We start from the raw sequence: 18477 nt of genomic DNA, 5'->3' as shown, positions 1-18477 counted from the left end.
TGCAGCTATCGGCAATTAGCACCAAGTTTATCCTACAACTTAGCTTGTTTCACCGATTATTCATAACCCAACAGTAGAATACCGACCCCAAATCAAGATATTATCAGCACTGTGAATTAGGTAGTCTCAACAAAGCAAAATCTTCGACATACCAAGAGGGAATGAGTACAGAACATTACATCAATCATCCAAATTTCGGTCTATTGTACAGAGTCTGTTTTGTTGAGGAACACCAGGAACTGTTTACGACGCTTTATGCGCAAAGACTATTTTTTTTGGTATCGACGACAACATCAGGAATGAAGTTTGAACCAATTGGTCGCTCAGAAGCTCGTTTATTGTTAGAAAATCGCCTACGAATGCTACGCCGTACCGGACAAACTCAAGAATACGAACAGCTACAAACAATTTTGCAACGTACCTTCCAATGAGTTCGATTGCTGAACGGATTGCCGAAATCCGCGAAAAACTGCCACATACAGTCCGCTTAATTGCTGTCACTAAGCAAGTCTCGGTTGCAGCGATGCGAGAAGCTTATACAGCCGGAATCCGAGATTTTGGTGAAAGTCGCGTTCAAGAAGCCGCAAGCAAACAAGCACAGCTACAAGATTTAACCGATGTCACTTGGCACATGATCGGACGGTTGCAGACAAACAAAGCCAAAAAAGCTTTAGAACAATTTCAATGGATTCATTCGGTTGATAGCTTAAAGCTAGCACAACGCTTAAACCAACTAGCGATGCAGATGTCGTGTCAGCCAAAGGTATGTTTGCAGGTCAAATGGCTCAGCGATCCCAATAAAACAGGATGGAGCGTGTCTGAACTGCTTCAAGATTTACCCGCACTGAATGCATGCGATCGCTTAGATATTCAAGGTTTGATGACAATTCCACCCTTAGGATTGAGTGATTTAGAAATTCTTAATCTTTTTGAACAGACGCGCGAACTGGCGACACGCATTCAAAAACAACACTGGTCTAATATGCCAATGCAACATCTTTCTATGGGAATGTCTGACGATTATCTCCTTGCAGTGCAAGCTGGAGCAACGATGGTGAGACTAGGGCGTATTTTATTTGGGGCAAGACCAAAGATATCAAATACTACCGAATCTGAAAGTTAATTGTTGGCGCGTAGCATGAATTTAACTAAACAGTACGAAAAGTTCAGTGGGATCGCGGTTGAAGTACAGGCAAAAAAGATAGTATTAACCAGAGCACTATGCAATTTCGATCGAAGGCAACGAGTTAAGTTTTTAACTTTTGAATGCTAGATACTCTCTAAAAGAGCTTTTCTCAATCAAAAGTGCTGCAAATTCGGGAGAAATCCTGCGTGCGCTAACGCACTCCAAAATCGAAAATCTCGTTGAGGGTAAGACCAAAATAAACAATGAATTAGGAGTAGCGTGACCTAAATTAATCGATATCGCATTTCTACTTGATTAAAATAAGTTTTCCCAGTTAACTAGATAGTTGTGAATAGACAGGGAGAGTGAAACAGTGAGCAAAATTTTTACGAAGATCAAAAAGATTGTTGGATTAGACGAAGATCCGTATATTGACGATGATATTGAATACGAAGTCGATGATAACGGTTACCGCCACACTTACCAGACTGAAACTCCGCAACCAGTCGAAGAAGAATTTCGTCCGCGGCGGCGCGTACGTGAAAGAATTACACTAGAACCTAATCACGAAGTAGGAGCAGCTTCGATGAATAACGTGATCGGCATGCATGAGGCTGGAAATCGGATGTATGAAGTGATCGTGATGGAACCCCGCTCGTTTGAAGAAATGCCACAAGCGATTCAAGCTTTACGCGAGCGTAAGTCGGTTGTTCTTAACCTGACAATGATGGACCCCGATTTAGCTCAACGCGCAGTTGACTTTGTTGCTGGGGGAACTTATGCAATTGACGGTCATCAAGAGCGTGTCGGCGATAGTATTTTTCTATTCACTCCTATTTGCGTCCAAGTGACAACGCAGTCGGGAGTCGTGCAGGAAGTTCCTCAAACGCAAGTGCGTACAGAACGGACAACAACGGTCAACAGCCACGTTTGGTCAGCAGATTCGACTCGAATCGCGCAGTCAAGTTAAACTCGCACTTTGAATTTAACTTATTGCATTTGCTACTACCATTGTCAACACAGGAATTGTTCAGTTGTCTGTTAAGCTTGGCATGATTGGTGGCGGGGTAATGGGAGAAGCGCTCTTATCCCGCTTGATTTCTCAAAACGTTTATCAACCAACCGAGGTGATTGTCGGCGAGAAATCACCAGAACGACGCGATTACCTAGCGCAACAATACGGTGTATCGGTTATAGAAGATAATCGAGTTGTTGCGCAGCAAGCATCTACAATTCTCTTGGCGATCAAACCGCAAGTTTTCGCCGCCGTTACAGCCGAGCTAGGCGAAGCTTTTCTAGCATCAACGCCGTTGATAGTTTCAATTTTAGCAGGAGTTTCGCTGTCGCAGTTAGAAACGGCTTTTCCCCAACTTCCTGTCATTCGCGCCATGCCTAATACGCCTGCCACTGTAGGCGCTGGGATGACTGCATTTGCATTGGGGTCGCGTGCCAGTGCGCGTGACAAACAAACAGCCCAGCAGATGTTTTCTGCGGTCGGAGAAGTCGTAGAAGTTCCAGAAACGCTGATGGATGCAGTCACAGGATTATCAGGCTCAGGACCTGCGTATGTTGCCCTACTCGTCGAGGCGCTATCCGATGGTGGCGTTGCTGCTGGTTTACCGCGAGCGATCGCTACTCAACTTGCACTGCAAACTGTACGCGGAACAGTGCAATTGTTACAAGAAACAAAAATGCATCCAGCTGAACTCAAAGACCGCGTGACAAGTCCAGGAGGCACAACGATCGCCGGAGTTACTGAGCTAGAACGCGGAGGATTTCGGGCGGCGTTGATTGCCGCTGTAAAAGCCGCAGCGCTGCGATCGCAAGAATTAGGCGCAAAGGACTAGAAAAATTCTCTAAGGGTTTTAAGCGTTTATAATTTAATCAAGTCAAGCTGCTCGTCGCTTGCAAGTTAGTCGCATCAGCAAATAGCCAGTTAGTTATTATTGAGTGAACTCGCAACTGTTTCCAACACTAAATTTAGAAAGGATATTTCCGTTTCAACTCGATGAGTTTCAGTTGGCAGCAATTCGAGCATTGAACGCAGGTCGTTCGGTTGTCGTGTGTGCGCCAACAGGTTCGGGAAAAACATTAATTGGCGAATACGCAATTTATCGGGCATTAAGCCGTGGGAAACGGGTTTTCTATACAACTCCACTGAAGGCACTTTCTAATCAAAAACTACGAGATTTTCGCGATCGCTTTGGAGCAGACATGGTAGGACTCCTCACAGGCGATGCTTCCATCAACCGCGATGCGCCAATTGTAGTGATGACTACAGAAATTTTCCGTAATATGCTCTACGGAACGCCTATCGGAGAAGTAGGAACGTCTTTGGTAGATGTCGAAGCTGTCGTTCTCGATGAATGCCACTACATGAACGACCGCCAACGAGGTACTGTTTGGGAAGAATCGATTATTTACTGCCCCTCAACAATTCAATTAGTCGCGCTTTCCGCAACAATTGCCAATAGTCAACAACTCACTGATTGGATCAATCGAGTTCACGGTCCAACAGAGCTCATTTACTCAGAATTTCGCCCAGTTCCTTTAGAATTTTACTTTTGCAACCCTAAAGGGTTATTTCCACTTCTAGACAATAGCAAATCTAAAATCAACCCGCGTTTAAAGCCCAAGCCAGGAAGCAGCGATGCGATTCACGCGAAAGGTGGACGTAGAAATGGGGTGCGACTCGAATCACCAAGTTTGGAATATACGATTTCGCAGTTGGCAGCAAAGGATATGCTACCAGCAATTTACTTTATCTTCAGTCGTCGAGGATGCGACCAAGCTGTTGCCAATTTGGATATGTCGTTAGTTAACTCAGCAGAAGCCGCACAGCTGCGACAACAAATCGATGCGTTTCTCGCCCGCAATCCTGAAGCCGGACGTGCAGGGCAAATTGAACCACTTTATCGCGGTATTGCTGCACACCATGCAGGACTCCTGCCAACTTGGAAAGGGTTAATCGAAGAACTATTCCAGCAAGGACTAATTAAAGTTGTTTTTGCAACCGAAACGCTAGCTGCAGGAATTAATATGCCTGCACGAACAACCGTGATTTCGACGCTTTCTAAGCGTACCGATCGCGGACACCGACTTCTCAATCCCTCCGAATTTCTGCAAATGGCAGGGCGTGCAGGACGTCGTGGCATGGATAAAATTGGTCACGTCGTTACGCTACAAACACCATTTGAAGGTGCTAAAGAAGCTGCGTATCTTGCTACAGCTCAACCCGATCCACTCGTAAGCCAGTTTACACCGAGCTACGGCATGGTGTTAAATTTACTACAAACCCATACACTCGAAGAAGCCAAGGAACTTATCGAACGCAGCTTTGGGCAGTATCTAGCTACATTGTATTTGAAACCACATTATGAGTCCCTTGCCCACCTGCAAGCGCAAGTCGCGCAAATCGAGGCGCAGCTAGAATCTATAGACATGGAACAGGTGGCAAAGTATGAGAAATTACGCCAACGGATTAAAGTAGAACGCCAACTTTTGAAGACACTTCACGAACAAGCGCAAGAAGCACGAGCAGAACAATTAGGTTTAACACTAAGTTTTGCAGTGTCAGGAACGCTATTGAGTCTGCGAGGCAAACACGTTCCTACCGCAACACCCATCCCCGCCGTTTTAGTTGCGAAAACATCAGGTTCGGGTCAAGCACCTTACTTGGTTTGCTTAGGACAAGATAACCGTTGGTATGTCGCAATGACAAGCGATGTTGTCGACTTACATGCAGAGTTACCACGACTAGAAATTGCAGGCGATCTGCTGCCACCAGCAGAAATGCCATTAAAGCCAGGTCAATCGCGGCGGGGAAATCAAGAAACAGCGGCGATCGCGCGGCAAATTCCTAATGTCGCACAATTAAATGCTGCCCCTGAAGTTTTGGCACAACAAGCAAAAGTTGCAGCTTTAGAAGCCCAGTTAGAAGCGCATCCGGTACACAAATCTGATAATCCCGCAACAATCCTCAAGCGCCGCAACAAAATCTTGCAGCTGCAAGCAGAAATAGTCGAACGACAAGCCGAATTAAGTCAATTGTCTCAACATCATTGGGAAGAATTCTTACATTTGATTGAAATTCTGCAACGGTTTGGTTGCTTAAATGAGTTAGTACCAACGCATTTAGGACAAGTCGCAGCAGCAATTCGCGGTGACAATGAGTTATGGCTAGGACTTGCTCTAAGTAGCGGAGAATTCGATCAACTCGATCCGCATCACCTAGCAGCAGCAATTGCAGCCCTTGTAACCGAAAATACCCGTCCAGATAGTTGGGTGCGCTATACTTTAGCTTCTGAAGTCGAAGAAGCCCTCGCCGGATTGCGCTCTATCCGTCGTCAATTATTTCAACTGCAACGCCGTTACAACGTGGCTTTTCCCATTTGGTTGGAATACGACTTAGTAGCATTAGTCGAACAGTGGGCGTTAGGAGTAGAGTGGTCAGAACTTTGCGCGAATACTAGCTTGGATGAAGGCGATGTTGTGCGGCTATTACGCCGGACACTCGATTTGCTATCGCAGATACCTCACATTCCTTATTTATCAGAGGCTTTACAGCGTAACGCCTATCGAGCAATGCAATTACTAGACCGCTTCCCAGTGAATGAAATTGTGGAGTAGTAAGAATCTTTGCCTAAAAAAAAGCAATTAGCGTTGGTTGCTAATTGCTCATGGCTAAAAGCTTCTAGTTCAAGACAAGAAATTTGGTCTACCACGACCACCATTACGACCTACTGCTGGCAGTTCCAACAGCGTACCATCTGTAGCTTGACCCGTACCATCATTCGTAACCGATGCTGTGTCTCCAGGATGTCCGTTAGGAATAAACAGTTGCGGGTGATCGAACGGAGCTTTATCCAACCGCACGCGCTCGTCAGTTAGCGCTTTAAGGAATTCCACTAAGTCATCTTTATCTTGCTCGCTTAAGTTCAGATTTTCGATATCTGGGTCTAAGTTGTTGATATTTTCCTCGTGGAAATCGCCACCGCGATTGTAAAAATCAATGACTTGCCGCAGTGTTAATTGTCCGCCGTTGTGGAAGTAAGGAGCAGTAAGTTCAATGTTACGTAGTCCTGGAGTTTTGAATGCACCATCGACGGCAACGCGATCGCCGGCACCAACTGTCATATTAGGATTGGTACCTAATAGGGCGTTAAATTTCCCTTGCTGTGCTAGTCGCGTTTCCGATAGCGGATTGCCAAAGGGATCTTTCCCGCCTACGCCTAAGTCTTCTTGCGTTGGTCGCACGCCTATGTTGTAGAAGCCATTGTCATAAACTGCGAGTTGTCCGTTACCCATTTCCATCAGTTCAAGCCGCGCATTACGTACGTTTCTCACTGATGCATTTGTAAATTCTGCACCACCATGACAGTTGATACATTTAGCCCTGCCTTCAAATAGTTCTTTACCGCGCACTTGAGCAGACGTCAAAGCACTTGCATTCCCTTCAAGGTATTGGTCAAGCGGTGTATTATTCGAGACGAGCGTCGATTCGTACATTTGTATCGCAAGTCCCATGAACAGCGAGAAATTGTAGTCCATCAGCGTAAATTGCTGACTTGGTAATTGACCAGGGTCGACAATTCCATCGGCGTCTGCGGTTTGGGAAGCTTTTCTTTGCACAAAACTACGATTTCCGTTAGCATCAACGTTGATGAGATACGCAGATTTCCACCATTCAGGCTTAAATGCTGCCTTAATCATGGCAGTGTAAGTTGTGTTCAACCCTGGTTGTCTTCCTCGACTTAGACCACCAAGTACGCTATCGTCAGTCGCGACCAGTTGTTTGCCCAGTGGTCGCAACGCACGTAATTTTTTACCTGTCTCTCTCGGAAGTAGCCGACGCTTTGTTGTACCAACGAGTTTATTGCCAATATCAGGAAAAATCCGACCAGTTGCCGATTCTTCAACCGAACTCAACGGTGGTCCTACGGCTTGTGAAGCCAGTGAAGCATTTCTCAAGCTAATTTTGACTTCTTGCGGCAATGCTGTCGGTTTAGATGCTTTAATAACACGCGCATTTGGATCGCGCGAACCAAACGGGTTGACTCCATTAAATTCGTCTTGTGCCCTACCATCCCAGAAGTTACGGAAGTTGAATACCGCGTTAATTGTACTTGGTGTGTTGCGTTCAGTAACTTGTCGGACGTTGGTTCCATTGACATGAAATACCGCGTCAGGTTGTACTGTAACGTTATCTTGTGCGCTACCTGGAGTCGTACTGTTGAACTTAGCGAGCGGTAAACCTTGCGAACCTGCAACATCATTACTATCTGCAAGGACTGCGGAAGAACGATTATTTGGATCGGCAAGCTTGTGAAATGGAAAGTCGCCTGCTTTAAGCGTGTAGTTAGGTCCACTGCCTACACTAAACGTTTGATCGGGATTAGGGCTACCATCAGCATTAACCCGCAGTAATCCTGGACTCAGCTGATTTTTGGCTCGCGTGTCGGTTCCCGCATGAAAGTGACAACTCGCGCACGCTTGAATTCCATCACTACCAACCTGCATATCCCAGAACAACGCCTTTCCTAAACGGATCGCTGCGGCGCGATCGCTTACAAATTCTCCTAAATTTGCTGGTTCAGGAATCGGTACGGTTTTGAGTGATGTTAACGGTTGTGAGGGTGCTTGCGGCACCAACTGTGCAGATACGGTATGACCTGCGAGTACTGCGATCGCAACTATAACCGTCACTGCTACTCCATATACCTTTTTTGTGAAGTGATTTTTTTGGCGAAAAGTACAATTTTTTAAATGATTAGTTTTCAGGGTTTTTAATAGATTTGCTCTTACTAAATTTAACACCCGCAAACTCTGACTTAACCTTTTTCGGAATTTTTCTCTAAAAATACCTAGTGATAATTTTCGACTCACTCTCTCCGTCCTAAGACATTTACAAAACCTTTGGCAATCTCATCCTGAGTTGTTATTCAGATACCAATTTCGGTCTGTCAGTAACAGTATCGTTGGTGAATAAACATACTTACTAGTTTTCAGCCCAAAAATTTCTAGACTTTATACGTATTCTTCAAGTTGACATAAAGTAAGAATATGAACTACCCAAATAATTCTATTCATTTTCACTGAGAAATGTTGCCTCTACATAAAAGCCATACATAACTTATACACAATTTATACATTTAGGTTTTGGTTCCTTTATATTTAAAAAAAATCTTAAAAAATGTAGTAAAGGTAGTAAAGTGTGTAGATATAGAGTTTCTCGGTGACTTTTGATTTACAAACCTTAAATACCAACTTTCGTACCCGCACCAAATTCTTAGATTATTCTTCAGTAACCTAAGCGTATATAAAGTATTATCATAAAATGGTTAAAATCAATAATAAAAGAATTTAAATCTTAACTGAATACTCAATAGTTTATAAAATATTCAATCGTCTTTGATTAATTCAAATATTATTTGTATGTTACTATTTACCACTAATTGATATCATAAAAGCACTTGATAATGATACTTGCCTGAGTAACAAAAATCCCACACGTATTAGGTATGGGATTGACACAAGATTGCGTTTTGAAATAGTCTAATTGCTTATGGTTTTTAAAGTTTGCATAATCAAAATTTTACGAACTTAAAACCTGTAAGCTCAATTGTTGGCATTGAAACCAAACAACGTGATATATGCTTACCTTGGGACTAGATGACGCCGAGGAGAAACGCCAGGATTGATCACCGCAGCAAATTCCTCTGGCGACAACTTGCTAATAGCTTGATCTAAATCCTCTAAAGTGAAGTTATAACCCCTTTGAGCAGCGATTTTGATGAAAGCTTCTGGATCAGACGTTGCTTTGAGTCTTTCTTGTAAGGCGTGATCTTGTTGTACAGCTTTAAAAAATCGGGCAGCGGTTTCTTGTGCCATGACAATCAATCTCCTTTTTATGAGTATTTCCTGCACTTCCCAGTGCAACCGCACGCTCATGTCATGTCGGCGCTGCTGTAACTACTTTGAGCATAGCTTGCTCAACGGCAAATTTACAGAACTCTTGACATAAATTAAGAAAAATGTAATCTGAACTACTTGCAAATAGCTTATTTAATGGTAGGAGACGTTAGTAATTTAAAAGCGATCGCTGCATTTTTTCTAGTCCGGATCTTGCATCAACATCAGCGCGATCGCAACTCGTTGCTGTTGTCCGCCTGAAAGGTCCCTAGCACGACGAGCTGCAAATTCATTCAGACCAACACGGTCGAGACATTCTACGGCTTTATAGCGATCGTTAAAGGGAAAAAACATTTTCCAAGGGTTGCGATTTCTACCCCATGCACCAAACAGTACATTCTGTAACATACAGAGATTTTTGATACCAGTGTCAGCAAATCGTAGTTTTGCTGGACAAACTCCTCCTGCTTTTGTTAATTCTGCTGTTTCCTCTCCTTGACAAGCAGTGAGCAAGAGAAACGCCGACGATACCAACGCCACAACTCTACGAATTTGATAGTTCAATACCATGACTAAAATCTCCCTTCAGCAAAAACAATTTCACCAAATCAGCAGTAGCTACTTTCTTGGCAAAAAAATGTTATTAATACACCCAAATGTACTCACATTAAAAGTTTAGTAACTCCCTATCTTTTGATAGAAAATGCTTATAAAAATAAACAGCTAAAACTTGAAAAGTTATTTTTTTACTAGCTCTAATTTGACTTCAGCAAAAAACAAAAGTCAAAATTATTAGTTGTTTAAAATGAGATTAAAACGAGTTAAAAAAGTTCAAATAACTCTGATATATAGAGAATTATTAAATTCAGATGTGAGAAGTGTAACTGATACACGTCAAAACAAGAAATGTTTCTTGAATATGCTTGGAGTTATACTTTTCAAGCTATTAATGGTTCTTACTTAAAGAAAGAATTTTTGATTAATAATTAAGCCAGACTATTTGACTTAGTATAAAAATACCTCTATTTATAGAAGTAAAATCTAATGATTTGAGCTAGCTCCACTCAAAATAATATCGCGTCACTATAAAGCGAAATCTATCTAGTTATTCAGCAAAATATACATGCAACCGCACTAGAACGCGACTAGACTTTAACACTAGCACGTTCATATCGCTTCATAACTAATGCTAGCTCATAGCGATCGCCAATAAACTCAGTATCATTTGTAAGTCGCGATGTAGTTTATTATTCGAGAGTCTCAATCGCTGGTGCAACGTGCAAATCAACAAACCTAGCTTGCAAATATTTAGGATGGAAAATATACAGCTTTTTTCATAACTCTCAGTAATTGTATCTAAGAGATAAACGATATCAGATGCTAATGTGCTTGGAGCGCGAATTACGATAGATTGCTTGACACACCAATACTAAAAATCATCAATAAATGCGATCGCACACCGACAATGACTGCCCTAGTACTCAACTTACACCCAGCGATTAAGCTAACCAATGAACAATTCTTCCAACTCTGTCAAAATAACCGCGACTTGTGGCTAGAGCGTACAGATGAGGGAAGATTGACGATCGTGGCACCCAGCGGATGGAAAAGCGGAAATCGAAATGGTAGACTTACGCAGCGCTTATTTAATTGGACAGATGCAGACAGTACAGTCTAGCGTTTGATTCTTCGACTGGTTTCAAGCTACCCAATGGTGCAGAGCGTTCGCCCGACACAGCTTGAATTAAAAGAGAACGCTTAGAAGCGCTAAACCCAAATCCCGCAAATCCCGATCGATTTTACTACTTGTCCCTGATTTTGTTGTTGAATTACGTTCAGCTTCCGATAACTTAGACATACTGCAAAGCAAAAATGCGGGAATATATCGATTGTGGTGCGCGGTTAGGGTTGTTGATCGACCTGCAAAACCAACGAGTAGAAATCTATCGTCAAGGCAAGGATGTCGAAGTATTACAATCGCCTTCAGAGTTGTTAGGAGAGGATGTATTACTCTGATTTGTACTCGATTTAGCACAAATCTTAAACTAAGCTTTGAGCAAGTTTTGAGATATCAAGCAATACGATCGCCAAGACGTACAGCTCAATTCACGGTAGATATTTTTGGACAACATCCCAGCCCGTTAACGATACCCAAACTAACCCAAGCAAAAGAAGAACATTTGTTCCAACGTGCAGCGATCGCATCCAAGTTAAACGATCGATAAACAGCGCACTGACTGCGGAGAGTAAGACTAAGCCAACAACAAGTAAGCCTGCCAGAAAATGCGAAGAGTGACCCAAACTGCCAAAATGACCCAATGTACCAACAATACCAATTGCTAGTAAAAGCAGTACCAACAACACTAAGCTTCCACCAAACATAAAATGCAGCGATCGCAGCCAATTTGGACGCAGCTTGCGTGTTGTCCTAACGTCAAACAACCAAACACCAGTTACAGCTAATAGTAGATAGGCTAGCAGCGACAATCCCATCGACCACGCTGCTATTTTCCACAACCACAGGAAGGACGGAAGATGCAATTTAAACTAAACCTCAGCAAGTGCTACATCTTACCTTAGCGCCACAAAGCAGCTGATTGTTGTCCTTCCTGCGAGGGAAAAGTTAAATTAAACGTTTTATCAAAAATAAATTGTTTATTAGCTTGACCTTACAAAGGGAATTGTCTTAATCTACCGAAGTTAAAACAGCAGCTAAACTTTTTTTATTGCTGATTTCTGGTGATTCTGCGGGTGCGTCTTCTAGCGTGCCATCCTCGGTAATACAAAGGCGATCGCAGGGGATCGTGTCCGAGAGAATTGCACTTGCCATCATACCAGTATGAATTTCCAGCATTGATTTAGGTGGCGCTTCAAACACCAATCGCTGTCCTGGAAACACAACACGTTCAAAATACCAGTTGGGAATATTAGAAATACGAGCAATCTGAATTTTGCTTGTCGCGTTGACATAGCAGCAGACAAGTTGACCAGATTGATTCGGAGGTAAAGGATCTAAAATTTGAGCCATAACCGCCAAGTAGCGTCAAGCCACACCTATGAGATTACACTAGCCAAGCTAACACTGAGCGATCCCCAGTTGCTGTAACCCCGACTACCAACTGATGGCTACAATCAGAATTCCTTTTAGATCCAGAACTACAAGTTTTGTTATGTAGTTAATTAAACTCAATTTTTGCACAATTGGCAATCACTTCGCGCTACAGACAAAAATTTCCGCACGCCGAAGCAAACTGAATGTTATCGTAAAGTTATATGAAAAACTCTTTCATAAAGTCTGTCAATCATTAGGCATCTATCTGGAGATCGGTGTTTTATTAGAGGTCAGAGGTCAAAGATTCAGAGGTCAGAGTTACAACAGGGGCGAAGCATTGCCCGACTAAGTGAATAATTCTGAAGTTCTCTCTAAATCTTCTCATCTTGTTGACTCTCGCGATAAACACCTCTGCAGCTAGTTGCACGGAAGAACAAAAAGAGGGTTCCTCACTGACTCCTATCCGACAATTGCTAAGTTTCAGTCCCAAATAAGCACTATGGAAAATCGGATTCTCTACGTTCGCCTCCCCTGCAACCCCATTTTTCCGATTGGAGTTGTCTACCTAGCAGACCATATTCACAAACAATTCCCCAGTGTTGAGCAACGCATTTTCGACTTAGGAACAGTTCCGCCCCTCGATTTTGGCTCTGCTCTCGATACTTGTATCGATGAATTTCAGCCGACATTATTAGTATTTTCGTGGCGAGATATTCAGATTTATGCGCCTGTCGGAGGTAGAGGTGGAAACCCGCTACAGAACGCCTTTGAATTTTATTATGCGCGGAATCCCTTGATTAAACTACGGGGAGCAATTGGCGGACTCAGACTAGCAGCATCGTATTACACTGAACTGTGGCGAAATTTAGGACTGATTAAACGCGGACTTAGCCGCGCTAAAAAACACTACTCCCAAGCCCGTGCAGTCGTTGGCGGCGGTGCAGTCAGCGTATTTTACGAGCAGTTAGGCGATAAGCTACCAAAAGGAACAATTGTTTCTGTCGGAGAGGGAGAGTTACTGCTAGAAAAAATCATTCGAGGACAAGAGTTTCGGGACGAACGTTGTTATGTTGCTGGGGAAAAACCACCACGCGATCGCCTCATCCACGAACAACCCACGCCGATCGAAAAAAGTGCCTGCAACTACGACTATATCGAAAGTATTTGGTCAGAATTTCAGTACTATCTTCAAGACCGAGATTTCTACGTCGGCGTCCAAACTAAGCGCGGTTGCCCGCACAACTGTTGCTACTGCGTCTACACCGTAGTTGAAGGCAAACAAGTCCGCATTAATCCAGCAGATGAAGTAGTTGCAGAAATGCGACAACTCTACGATCGCGGTATTCGCAACTTTTGGTTTACCGATGCGCAATTTATTCCTGCACGGCGATTTATTGATGATGCGGTCGAATTACTGCAAAAAATCCTCGATGCGGGAATGCAAGACATTCACTGGGCGGCATATATCCGTGCTGATAACCTAACGCCAAAACTGTGCGACCTCATGGTCAAAACAGGAATGAATTATTTTGAAATTGGAATCACGAGTGGTTCGCAAGAACTTGTACGAAAAATGCGCATGGGATACAACTTGCGTACAGTCTTAGAAAACTGCCGAGATTTGAAAGCAGCAGGCTTCAACGACTTAGTTTCTGTTAACTACTCGTTTAATGTAATTGACGAACGTCCAGAAACCATTCGGCAAACGATCGCCTATCACCGCGAACTTGAGCGTATTTTTGGCGCAGACAAAGTTGAACCAGCGATCTTCTTTATTGGGCTACAACCGCATACTCACCTAGAAGAATACGCACTGAAAAACAACATACTCAAGCCAGACTACGACCCAATGAGTTTGATGCCTTGGACTGCGAAGAAACTGCTGTGGAACCCTGAACCCCTTGGTTCCTTCTTTGGCGAAGTTTGCCTAGAAGCATGGCAAAAAAACCCCAATGACTTTGGTCGAGAAGTAATGAACATTCTCGAAGCGCGTCTTGGATGTGCTGACTTAGAAGAAGCTTTATCCGCGCCGATTGAGAGCAACAAAAAGCAGCTTGTCACAGCTTAAATAAAATTGGTAATGGGTCATGGGTCATAGGTAATAAACAATATCATCTTCGCTCACCCAATTACCAATTACCAGTTACCAGATACCACTACTCAAATTCATGTTAGATGGTTCCATCCTGCAACAGCTAGCCACCGCCCACGCTCATACTCAGCGACCCCTTAATTTGGGCGTGTATTACAAAAATACCCTCGTCGCGCTTTGTCATGCCTTAGAGGACTGCGTTCTCACTTCGAATAGTCCACCACTAGTCATTACTGCGTTTCAACAAGGAAAATGGTATCTTCAAGAAGCAGAACGGTACAGTCAAATTGCACAAAAAGCAAGACACATCGCGATTATGGCAGCACCAGATACGGGTTTTGCCGAACATCCGACAAGTCAACTTGCAAATGTTGATTTAGTTGCCTTAGATCCTCAAGATCCTGTAGCGCAAGAGTGGCATCTGATTATTTATTCTCCTAGCTACACCGCAATGGTGCTGTGTCAAGAATTATCTGCCGCTGATTACGGAATCGCAGGTAGACCGACAGTAGACCTTGAGCGTAAGTTTTACGGATTTTGGACATTCGAGCCAGCATTAGTACGAGAAACCGTTGATTTAGCGATCGCTCACATCGGCAAATACAACCCCGAATTGCGCCAAAAACTGATCGCCCAAGTCGCTGCGATCGCCAAAGCGACACCAACACAATTAGACGATCTAGGTTACGCTGTCTCGCGCGTTGTCGATTATCTGCAAATTAGTCAAAGCGGAGTTCATCAGTTAGCACCCGATTCCCAACAGATACTCGACCAAAACTTAGTTTCCAACGAGTTACAAGCATTTTTGCGGCTCGCGCAATTGATTGATTTAGCCGATACCGATAATCCCATGGCAGCAGCAGAAACCGCCGCCTTAGCCGAAACTATTGGACAGTTATTAGACTTACCCGCGTGGCAATTAAAACGCTTGCGCCTTGCAGGATTACTGCATCGCATCGCCCCTGCAACGGTAGGCATACAATACGGTGATGAAGCACCGAGTTGCCCGTTAGTCCCCGCAGCCCAGGTATTGCGAACAATGCCGCGAATGCAGGCGATCGCTCGCATCATCACGCATCAAAACGAGCGGTGGGACGGTAGCGGTCAACCTGCAGGTTTGTCAGAGCAAGACATTCCGCTAGAATCGCGGATTTTGGGCTTAGTTGCGGCATTTCAAAAGCGCGTTACCCAACTCCAAGCATCACAACCACAACAGACTTCGGTCTTGACACAAGCGTTAACTGAATTTAAACAACAGCAGGGACAAGCTTGGGATCCTAAACTGATTGACACGCTAGAACTATTAGTCATGGGTTTGCAACAAGGCTTAGAAATCCCTGTCGCAGCACCAAAAATCAGTGCAGGAATGTGGCTTGTCGATCCCCAAGCGAGTGATGATAGCAACAATGCAAATCAAACAGCAAGGAGTCAGGTGTGAGTAGCGATCGCCCCACATTCGAGCAAAAAAGTAATCGAGATATCGCTGCGCTGCGTTCTGGAGTCAAACACTTACCAGGAGCCAATCTAGAAGATGCGGAGCTTGCAGGTATTGCTCTAGAAGGAGTCAATTTAGCCGGTGCAACACTTGTCGGTGCTAATCTTTCCGGATGCAAACTAGAACGCGCGCGACTAGAGGGTGCCAACCTTCTCGGAACTCAGCTAACAGGTACAGACCTACGCGCTAACCTGATGGGTGCCAACTTGATGCAAGCTGACTTGACAAGTGCCGACTTACGTGGCAGTAATTTGCGCGGCGCGAACTTGATGGGTGCAAAACTAGCACAAGCCACTTGTGCCGGTGCCTTCTTCAGCGGTGCCAATTTAATGAGTAGTAACTTGCAAGGCGCAGACTTACGCGGTGCCGACTTACGCGGCGTCAATCTCAGCAGTGCCAACCTGCACGGCGCTAACTTAAGTCAAGCCGATTTACAAGGCGCATCGCTGCAACAAGCAAACCTCGAAGAAGCCGATTTAAGAGGTGCAAATCTTACCGGAGCAAACCTCACTGGCACAAACCTCCTATGTGCAGAACTAGAAGGAACACATCTCACCGGCGTCAACCTCACAGGTGCGTGTTTAATTGGCACTAATGTTGCTCTACCCTAAAGTTGCTAGAACGGGGAAAACCCCCGCAACTTTGCCATGGCTCCTCTGTGGTTCGTAAATACCTCCCATCATCCATGCATTCCCACCCGCAGTACAATTTCCTCCATCGCTTCTTTCGGCTAGCAAGCATCAACATTCTTTCCAATCTCATGGTACCTATTGCAGGCTTGATAGATGTTGCCTTCCTTGGACACCTAGCAGAAATTCGTCATCTAGCCGGAGTTGCTTTAGCAACCGTGCTTTTCAACTACATCTACTGGACATTTGGCTTCTTACGCATGGGTACAACAGGCACAACAGCCCAAGCCGTAGGACGCCAAGACGAACAAAGCGTTGTCCTCATAGGATTGCGTAACAGTTTACTCGCAGTCTGCTTAGGACTCGCGATTCTACTTTTGCAGCATCCACTCGGCGAACTAGGATTTACCTTATTAAGTGCAGCACCAGAAGTTAAAGCTGCGGGAAGAGATTACTACAATAGCCTAATTTGGGGCGCACCCGCGACTTTGTGCAACTTTGTTCTCATCGGTTGGTTTCTCGGACGCGAACAAAGCGGTAAAGTATTGCTATTGTCTGCAGTCGCAAACGGAGCGAATGTTGTACTTGACTATCTATTTATTGTGCAGGGAGGGTTAGAAAGCGCAGGCGCAGGGCTAGCAACCGCTGTAAGCCAGTATTTGATGTTGGGCGTGGGCGGTATTCTCATCTTCTGGGAACGTCAACAGCTATTCTTTCACCTTCAGAGCAAACAACTTTTAGATTCAACGGCAATCAAAGCGACGTTTACACTGAATCGAGATATTTTAATTCGCACGCTGGCACTCGTTTCAACGTTTGCTTTATTTACTAACCTCAGTTCTGCACTCGGAACAAACGTGCTAGCCACGAATACGCTGTTAATGCAAGTTGTGACGCTTGCTGCATATTTTATTGATGGACTAGCATTTGCAACCGAAAGTCTAGCAGGAATTTTTCAGGGTCAAGCTTCGCGTCTGCTGTTGCCATTACTTTGGGTTTCTGGAAGCGCTAGCCTCGTTGTTGGATTTGTGTTTGCGATCGCCTTTGCGCAATTTCCACTGCCTCTATTCAGGCTATTGACAAATCATACTAACGTTATTGCTCAGATTCGCAATTATGTATGGTGGCTGTTACCTGTACTTGGTTTTGGTTCTTTAGCTTATATGCTCGATGGTTACTTTTTAGGTTTGACTGCAGGACGTGTCTTGCGTCAAGCAAGTTTAGTTGCAGCGATAGTTGGTGCAATCGTGCTAGTTACCGCTTATCGCTTCCAGAGTAACCACCTGTTATGGTTTGCACTATCATGTTTTATGGCAGCACGCGTTATTCCGCTTGCTTTCCAGGTACCAAAAAGTTTAGCCGCAAGCGTATCCCCAACGCCAATATCGCCAAAAATAACAACCCCATAACTCCAGCAAGCGGGTTACGATCGACACCTGTTACCCAATCAGGTACTTGACCGGAATATTGCGTCAATCGCCCAACATTGATGATGTAATATCCCCAAATCAAACCCGCATGTAAACCAATTGCTAAGCCAAGGCAATTTCGCAATCGCTTCGCCCATACCAAAGCAAGTCCCAAGACAACCAATGCAGGGAACTGTGGTAAGGTGCGCCAAATTTCTGTTAGCGGTTTAATAAAATGTAACAGCGCGAATATAATAGCGTTTGCCCATAACGCCGTACTTGGGCGGTAATCGCGTTCTAACTCATCAAGCAACCAACCGCGAAAGAGCAACTCTTCTGCAAAACCAACAGCGATCGCAACAATCAAGCCTTCTAAAACAACTTGTGGTAAGAAACCCGTGCTAGGAAACCAAACTAACCAACCCAACCAACCTTCGACTAAAAATAGACCAAAAACTAAAACAACCCCAATAGTCAGCCCGCAAAGTAAATCTAACCAATTGCGTTGCGTTTTGACTAGACCATAATGCTGTAGAATTTTACGCTGATGATAAACGCGCTTTCCCCACCAGCGTAAAAGGACAACAAATTCTCCATACAACAGCAGCATTGTCAAAATGCTAACAGTGTTGGAATCGTGCCCTAATAAGTAAATTGGGATAGCAATTGGCAACCATACTAGCAATAATGCTAGTAAAAAAAATCCCAGTCTCAAGGGAACTGGATAACGCGCGATACTGCTAATCTTATGCCGCAATGATAT

Annotated in this window: 15 protein-coding genes and 1 pseudogene; 10 read left to right on the top strand and 6 right to left on the bottom strand. The window is 44.2% G+C overall.

Annotated features, from left to right (window positions below):
* Positions 1 to 161: 161 nt before the first annotated feature.
* The 5 genes from pipX to B1A85_RS04415 all read left to right on the top strand — a co-directional run bounded on the left by pipX (position 162) and on the right by B1A85_RS04415 (position 5755).
* Entirely contained in the window at positions 162 to 431 is a 270-nt protein-coding gene (pipX, locus tag B1A85_RS04435) for a transcriptional coactivator PipX (RefSeq protein ID WP_104545676.1), read from the top strand.
* Positions 428 to 1123 (top strand): YggS family pyridoxal phosphate-dependent enzyme, encoded by a 696-nt coding sequence (locus B1A85_RS04430; RefSeq protein WP_104545675.1) that lies wholly within the window; start codon positions 428 to 430, stop codon positions 1121 to 1123. Before pipX ends, B1A85_RS04430 begins: the two co-directional genes overlap by 4 nt.
* Positions 1124 to 1499: 376 nt before the next feature.
* Positions 1500 to 2096, top strand: a complete 597-nt coding sequence (locus B1A85_RS04425; protein WP_104545674.1) for a cell division protein SepF — start codon at positions 1500 to 1502, stop codon at positions 2094 to 2096.
* 64 nt (positions 2097 to 2160) lie between these two features.
* Positions 2161 to 2973 (top strand): pyrroline-5-carboxylate reductase, encoded by an 813-nt coding sequence (gene proC / locus B1A85_RS04420; protein WP_104545673.1) that lies wholly within the window; start codon positions 2161 to 2163, stop codon positions 2971 to 2973.
* Positions 2974 to 3076: 103 nt separating this feature from the next.
* Positions 3077 to 5755, top strand: a complete 2679-nt coding sequence (locus B1A85_RS04415; protein WP_104545672.1) for an RNA helicase — start codon at positions 3077 to 3079, stop codon at positions 5753 to 5755.
* A 69-nt stretch (positions 5756 to 5824) separates the two neighbouring features.
* Here the strand turns inward: B1A85_RS04415 and B1A85_RS04410 are convergent, their stop codons facing one another.
* The 3 genes from B1A85_RS04410 to B1A85_RS25785 all read right to left on the bottom strand — a co-directional run bounded on the left by B1A85_RS04410 (position 5825) and on the right by B1A85_RS25785 (position 9607).
* Positions 5825 to 7831, bottom strand: a complete 2007-nt coding sequence (locus tag B1A85_RS04410; RefSeq protein ID WP_210404169.1) for a cytochrome-c peroxidase — start codon at positions 7829 to 7831, stop codon at positions 5825 to 5827.
* Between the two features lie 951 nt (positions 7832 to 8782).
* Positions 8783 to 9016 (bottom strand): Nif11-like leader peptide family natural product precursor, encoded by a 234-nt coding sequence (locus tag B1A85_RS04405; protein ID WP_104545671.1) that lies wholly within the window; start codon positions 9014 to 9016, stop codon positions 8783 to 8785.
* 222 nt (positions 9017 to 9238) lie between these two features.
* A complete protein-coding gene (locus tag B1A85_RS25785) occupies positions 9239 to 9607 on the bottom strand; it encodes an ATP-binding cassette domain-containing protein (RefSeq protein ID WP_104545670.1) in 369 nt (122 codons plus the stop codon).
* A gap of 895 nt (positions 9608 to 10502) precedes the next feature.
* Here B1A85_RS25785 and B1A85_RS25935 point away from each other — a divergent pair.
* Positions 10503 to 11053, top strand: a pseudogene (locus B1A85_RS25935) (Uma2 family endonuclease).
* A gap of 90 nt (positions 11054 to 11143) precedes the next feature.
* Here the strand turns inward: B1A85_RS25935 and B1A85_RS04390 are convergent.
* Positions 11144 to 11578, bottom strand: coding sequence for a DUF4079 family protein (locus tag B1A85_RS04390; protein WP_104545669.1), 435 nt, complete (start codon positions 11576 to 11578; stop codon positions 11144 to 11146).
* 145 nt (positions 11579 to 11723) lie between these two features.
* A complete protein-coding gene (locus B1A85_RS04385) occupies positions 11724 to 12065 on the bottom strand; it encodes a DUF1830 domain-containing protein (RefSeq protein ID WP_104545668.1) in 342 nt (113 codons plus the stop codon).
* A 523-nt stretch (positions 12066 to 12588) separates the two neighbouring features.
* Here B1A85_RS04385 and B1A85_RS04380 point away from each other — a divergent pair.
* From B1A85_RS04380 to gntT, 4 genes are all read left to right on the top strand, one after another.
* Complete coding sequence (locus tag B1A85_RS04380; RefSeq protein WP_104545667.1) at positions 12589 to 14157, top strand: photosystem II high light acclimation radical SAM protein; 1569 nt, start codon at positions 12589 to 12591, stop codon at positions 14155 to 14157.
* A 100-nt stretch (positions 14158 to 14257) separates the two neighbouring features.
* Complete coding sequence (locus B1A85_RS04375; protein WP_104545666.1) at positions 14258 to 15619, top strand: DICT sensory domain-containing protein; 1362 nt, start codon at positions 14258 to 14260, stop codon at positions 15617 to 15619.
* Entirely contained in the window at positions 15616 to 16287 is a 672-nt protein-coding gene (locus B1A85_RS04370) for a pentapeptide repeat-containing protein (protein ID WP_104545665.1), read from the top strand. The genes B1A85_RS04375 and B1A85_RS04370 overlap by 4 nt, the downstream gene beginning before the upstream one ends.
* Positions 16288 to 16361: 74 nt before the next feature.
* A complete protein-coding gene (gene gntT / locus B1A85_RS04365) occupies positions 16362 to 17714 on the top strand; it encodes a guanitoxin biosynthesis MATE family efflux transporter GntT (RefSeq protein WP_104545664.1) in 1353 nt (450 codons plus the stop codon).
* On the opposite strand, the gene B1A85_RS04360 is transcribed toward gntT, so the two are convergent.
* Positions 17629 to 18471 (bottom strand): CPBP family intramembrane glutamic endopeptidase, encoded by an 843-nt coding sequence (locus tag B1A85_RS04360; RefSeq protein ID WP_104545663.1) that lies wholly within the window; start codon positions 18469 to 18471, stop codon positions 17629 to 17631. The genes gntT and B1A85_RS04360 overlap by 86 nt on opposite strands.
* Between the last annotated feature and the right edge of the window lie 6 nt (positions 18472 to 18477).

The sequence above is a fragment of the Chroococcidiopsis sp. TS-821 genome (genome assembly GCF_002939305.1).
Taxonomy (GTDB): domain Bacteria; phylum Cyanobacteriota; class Cyanobacteriia; order Cyanobacteriales; family Chroococcidiopsidaceae; genus Chroogloeocystis.
This window is presented reverse-complemented; position numbering and strand designations above follow the sequence as displayed.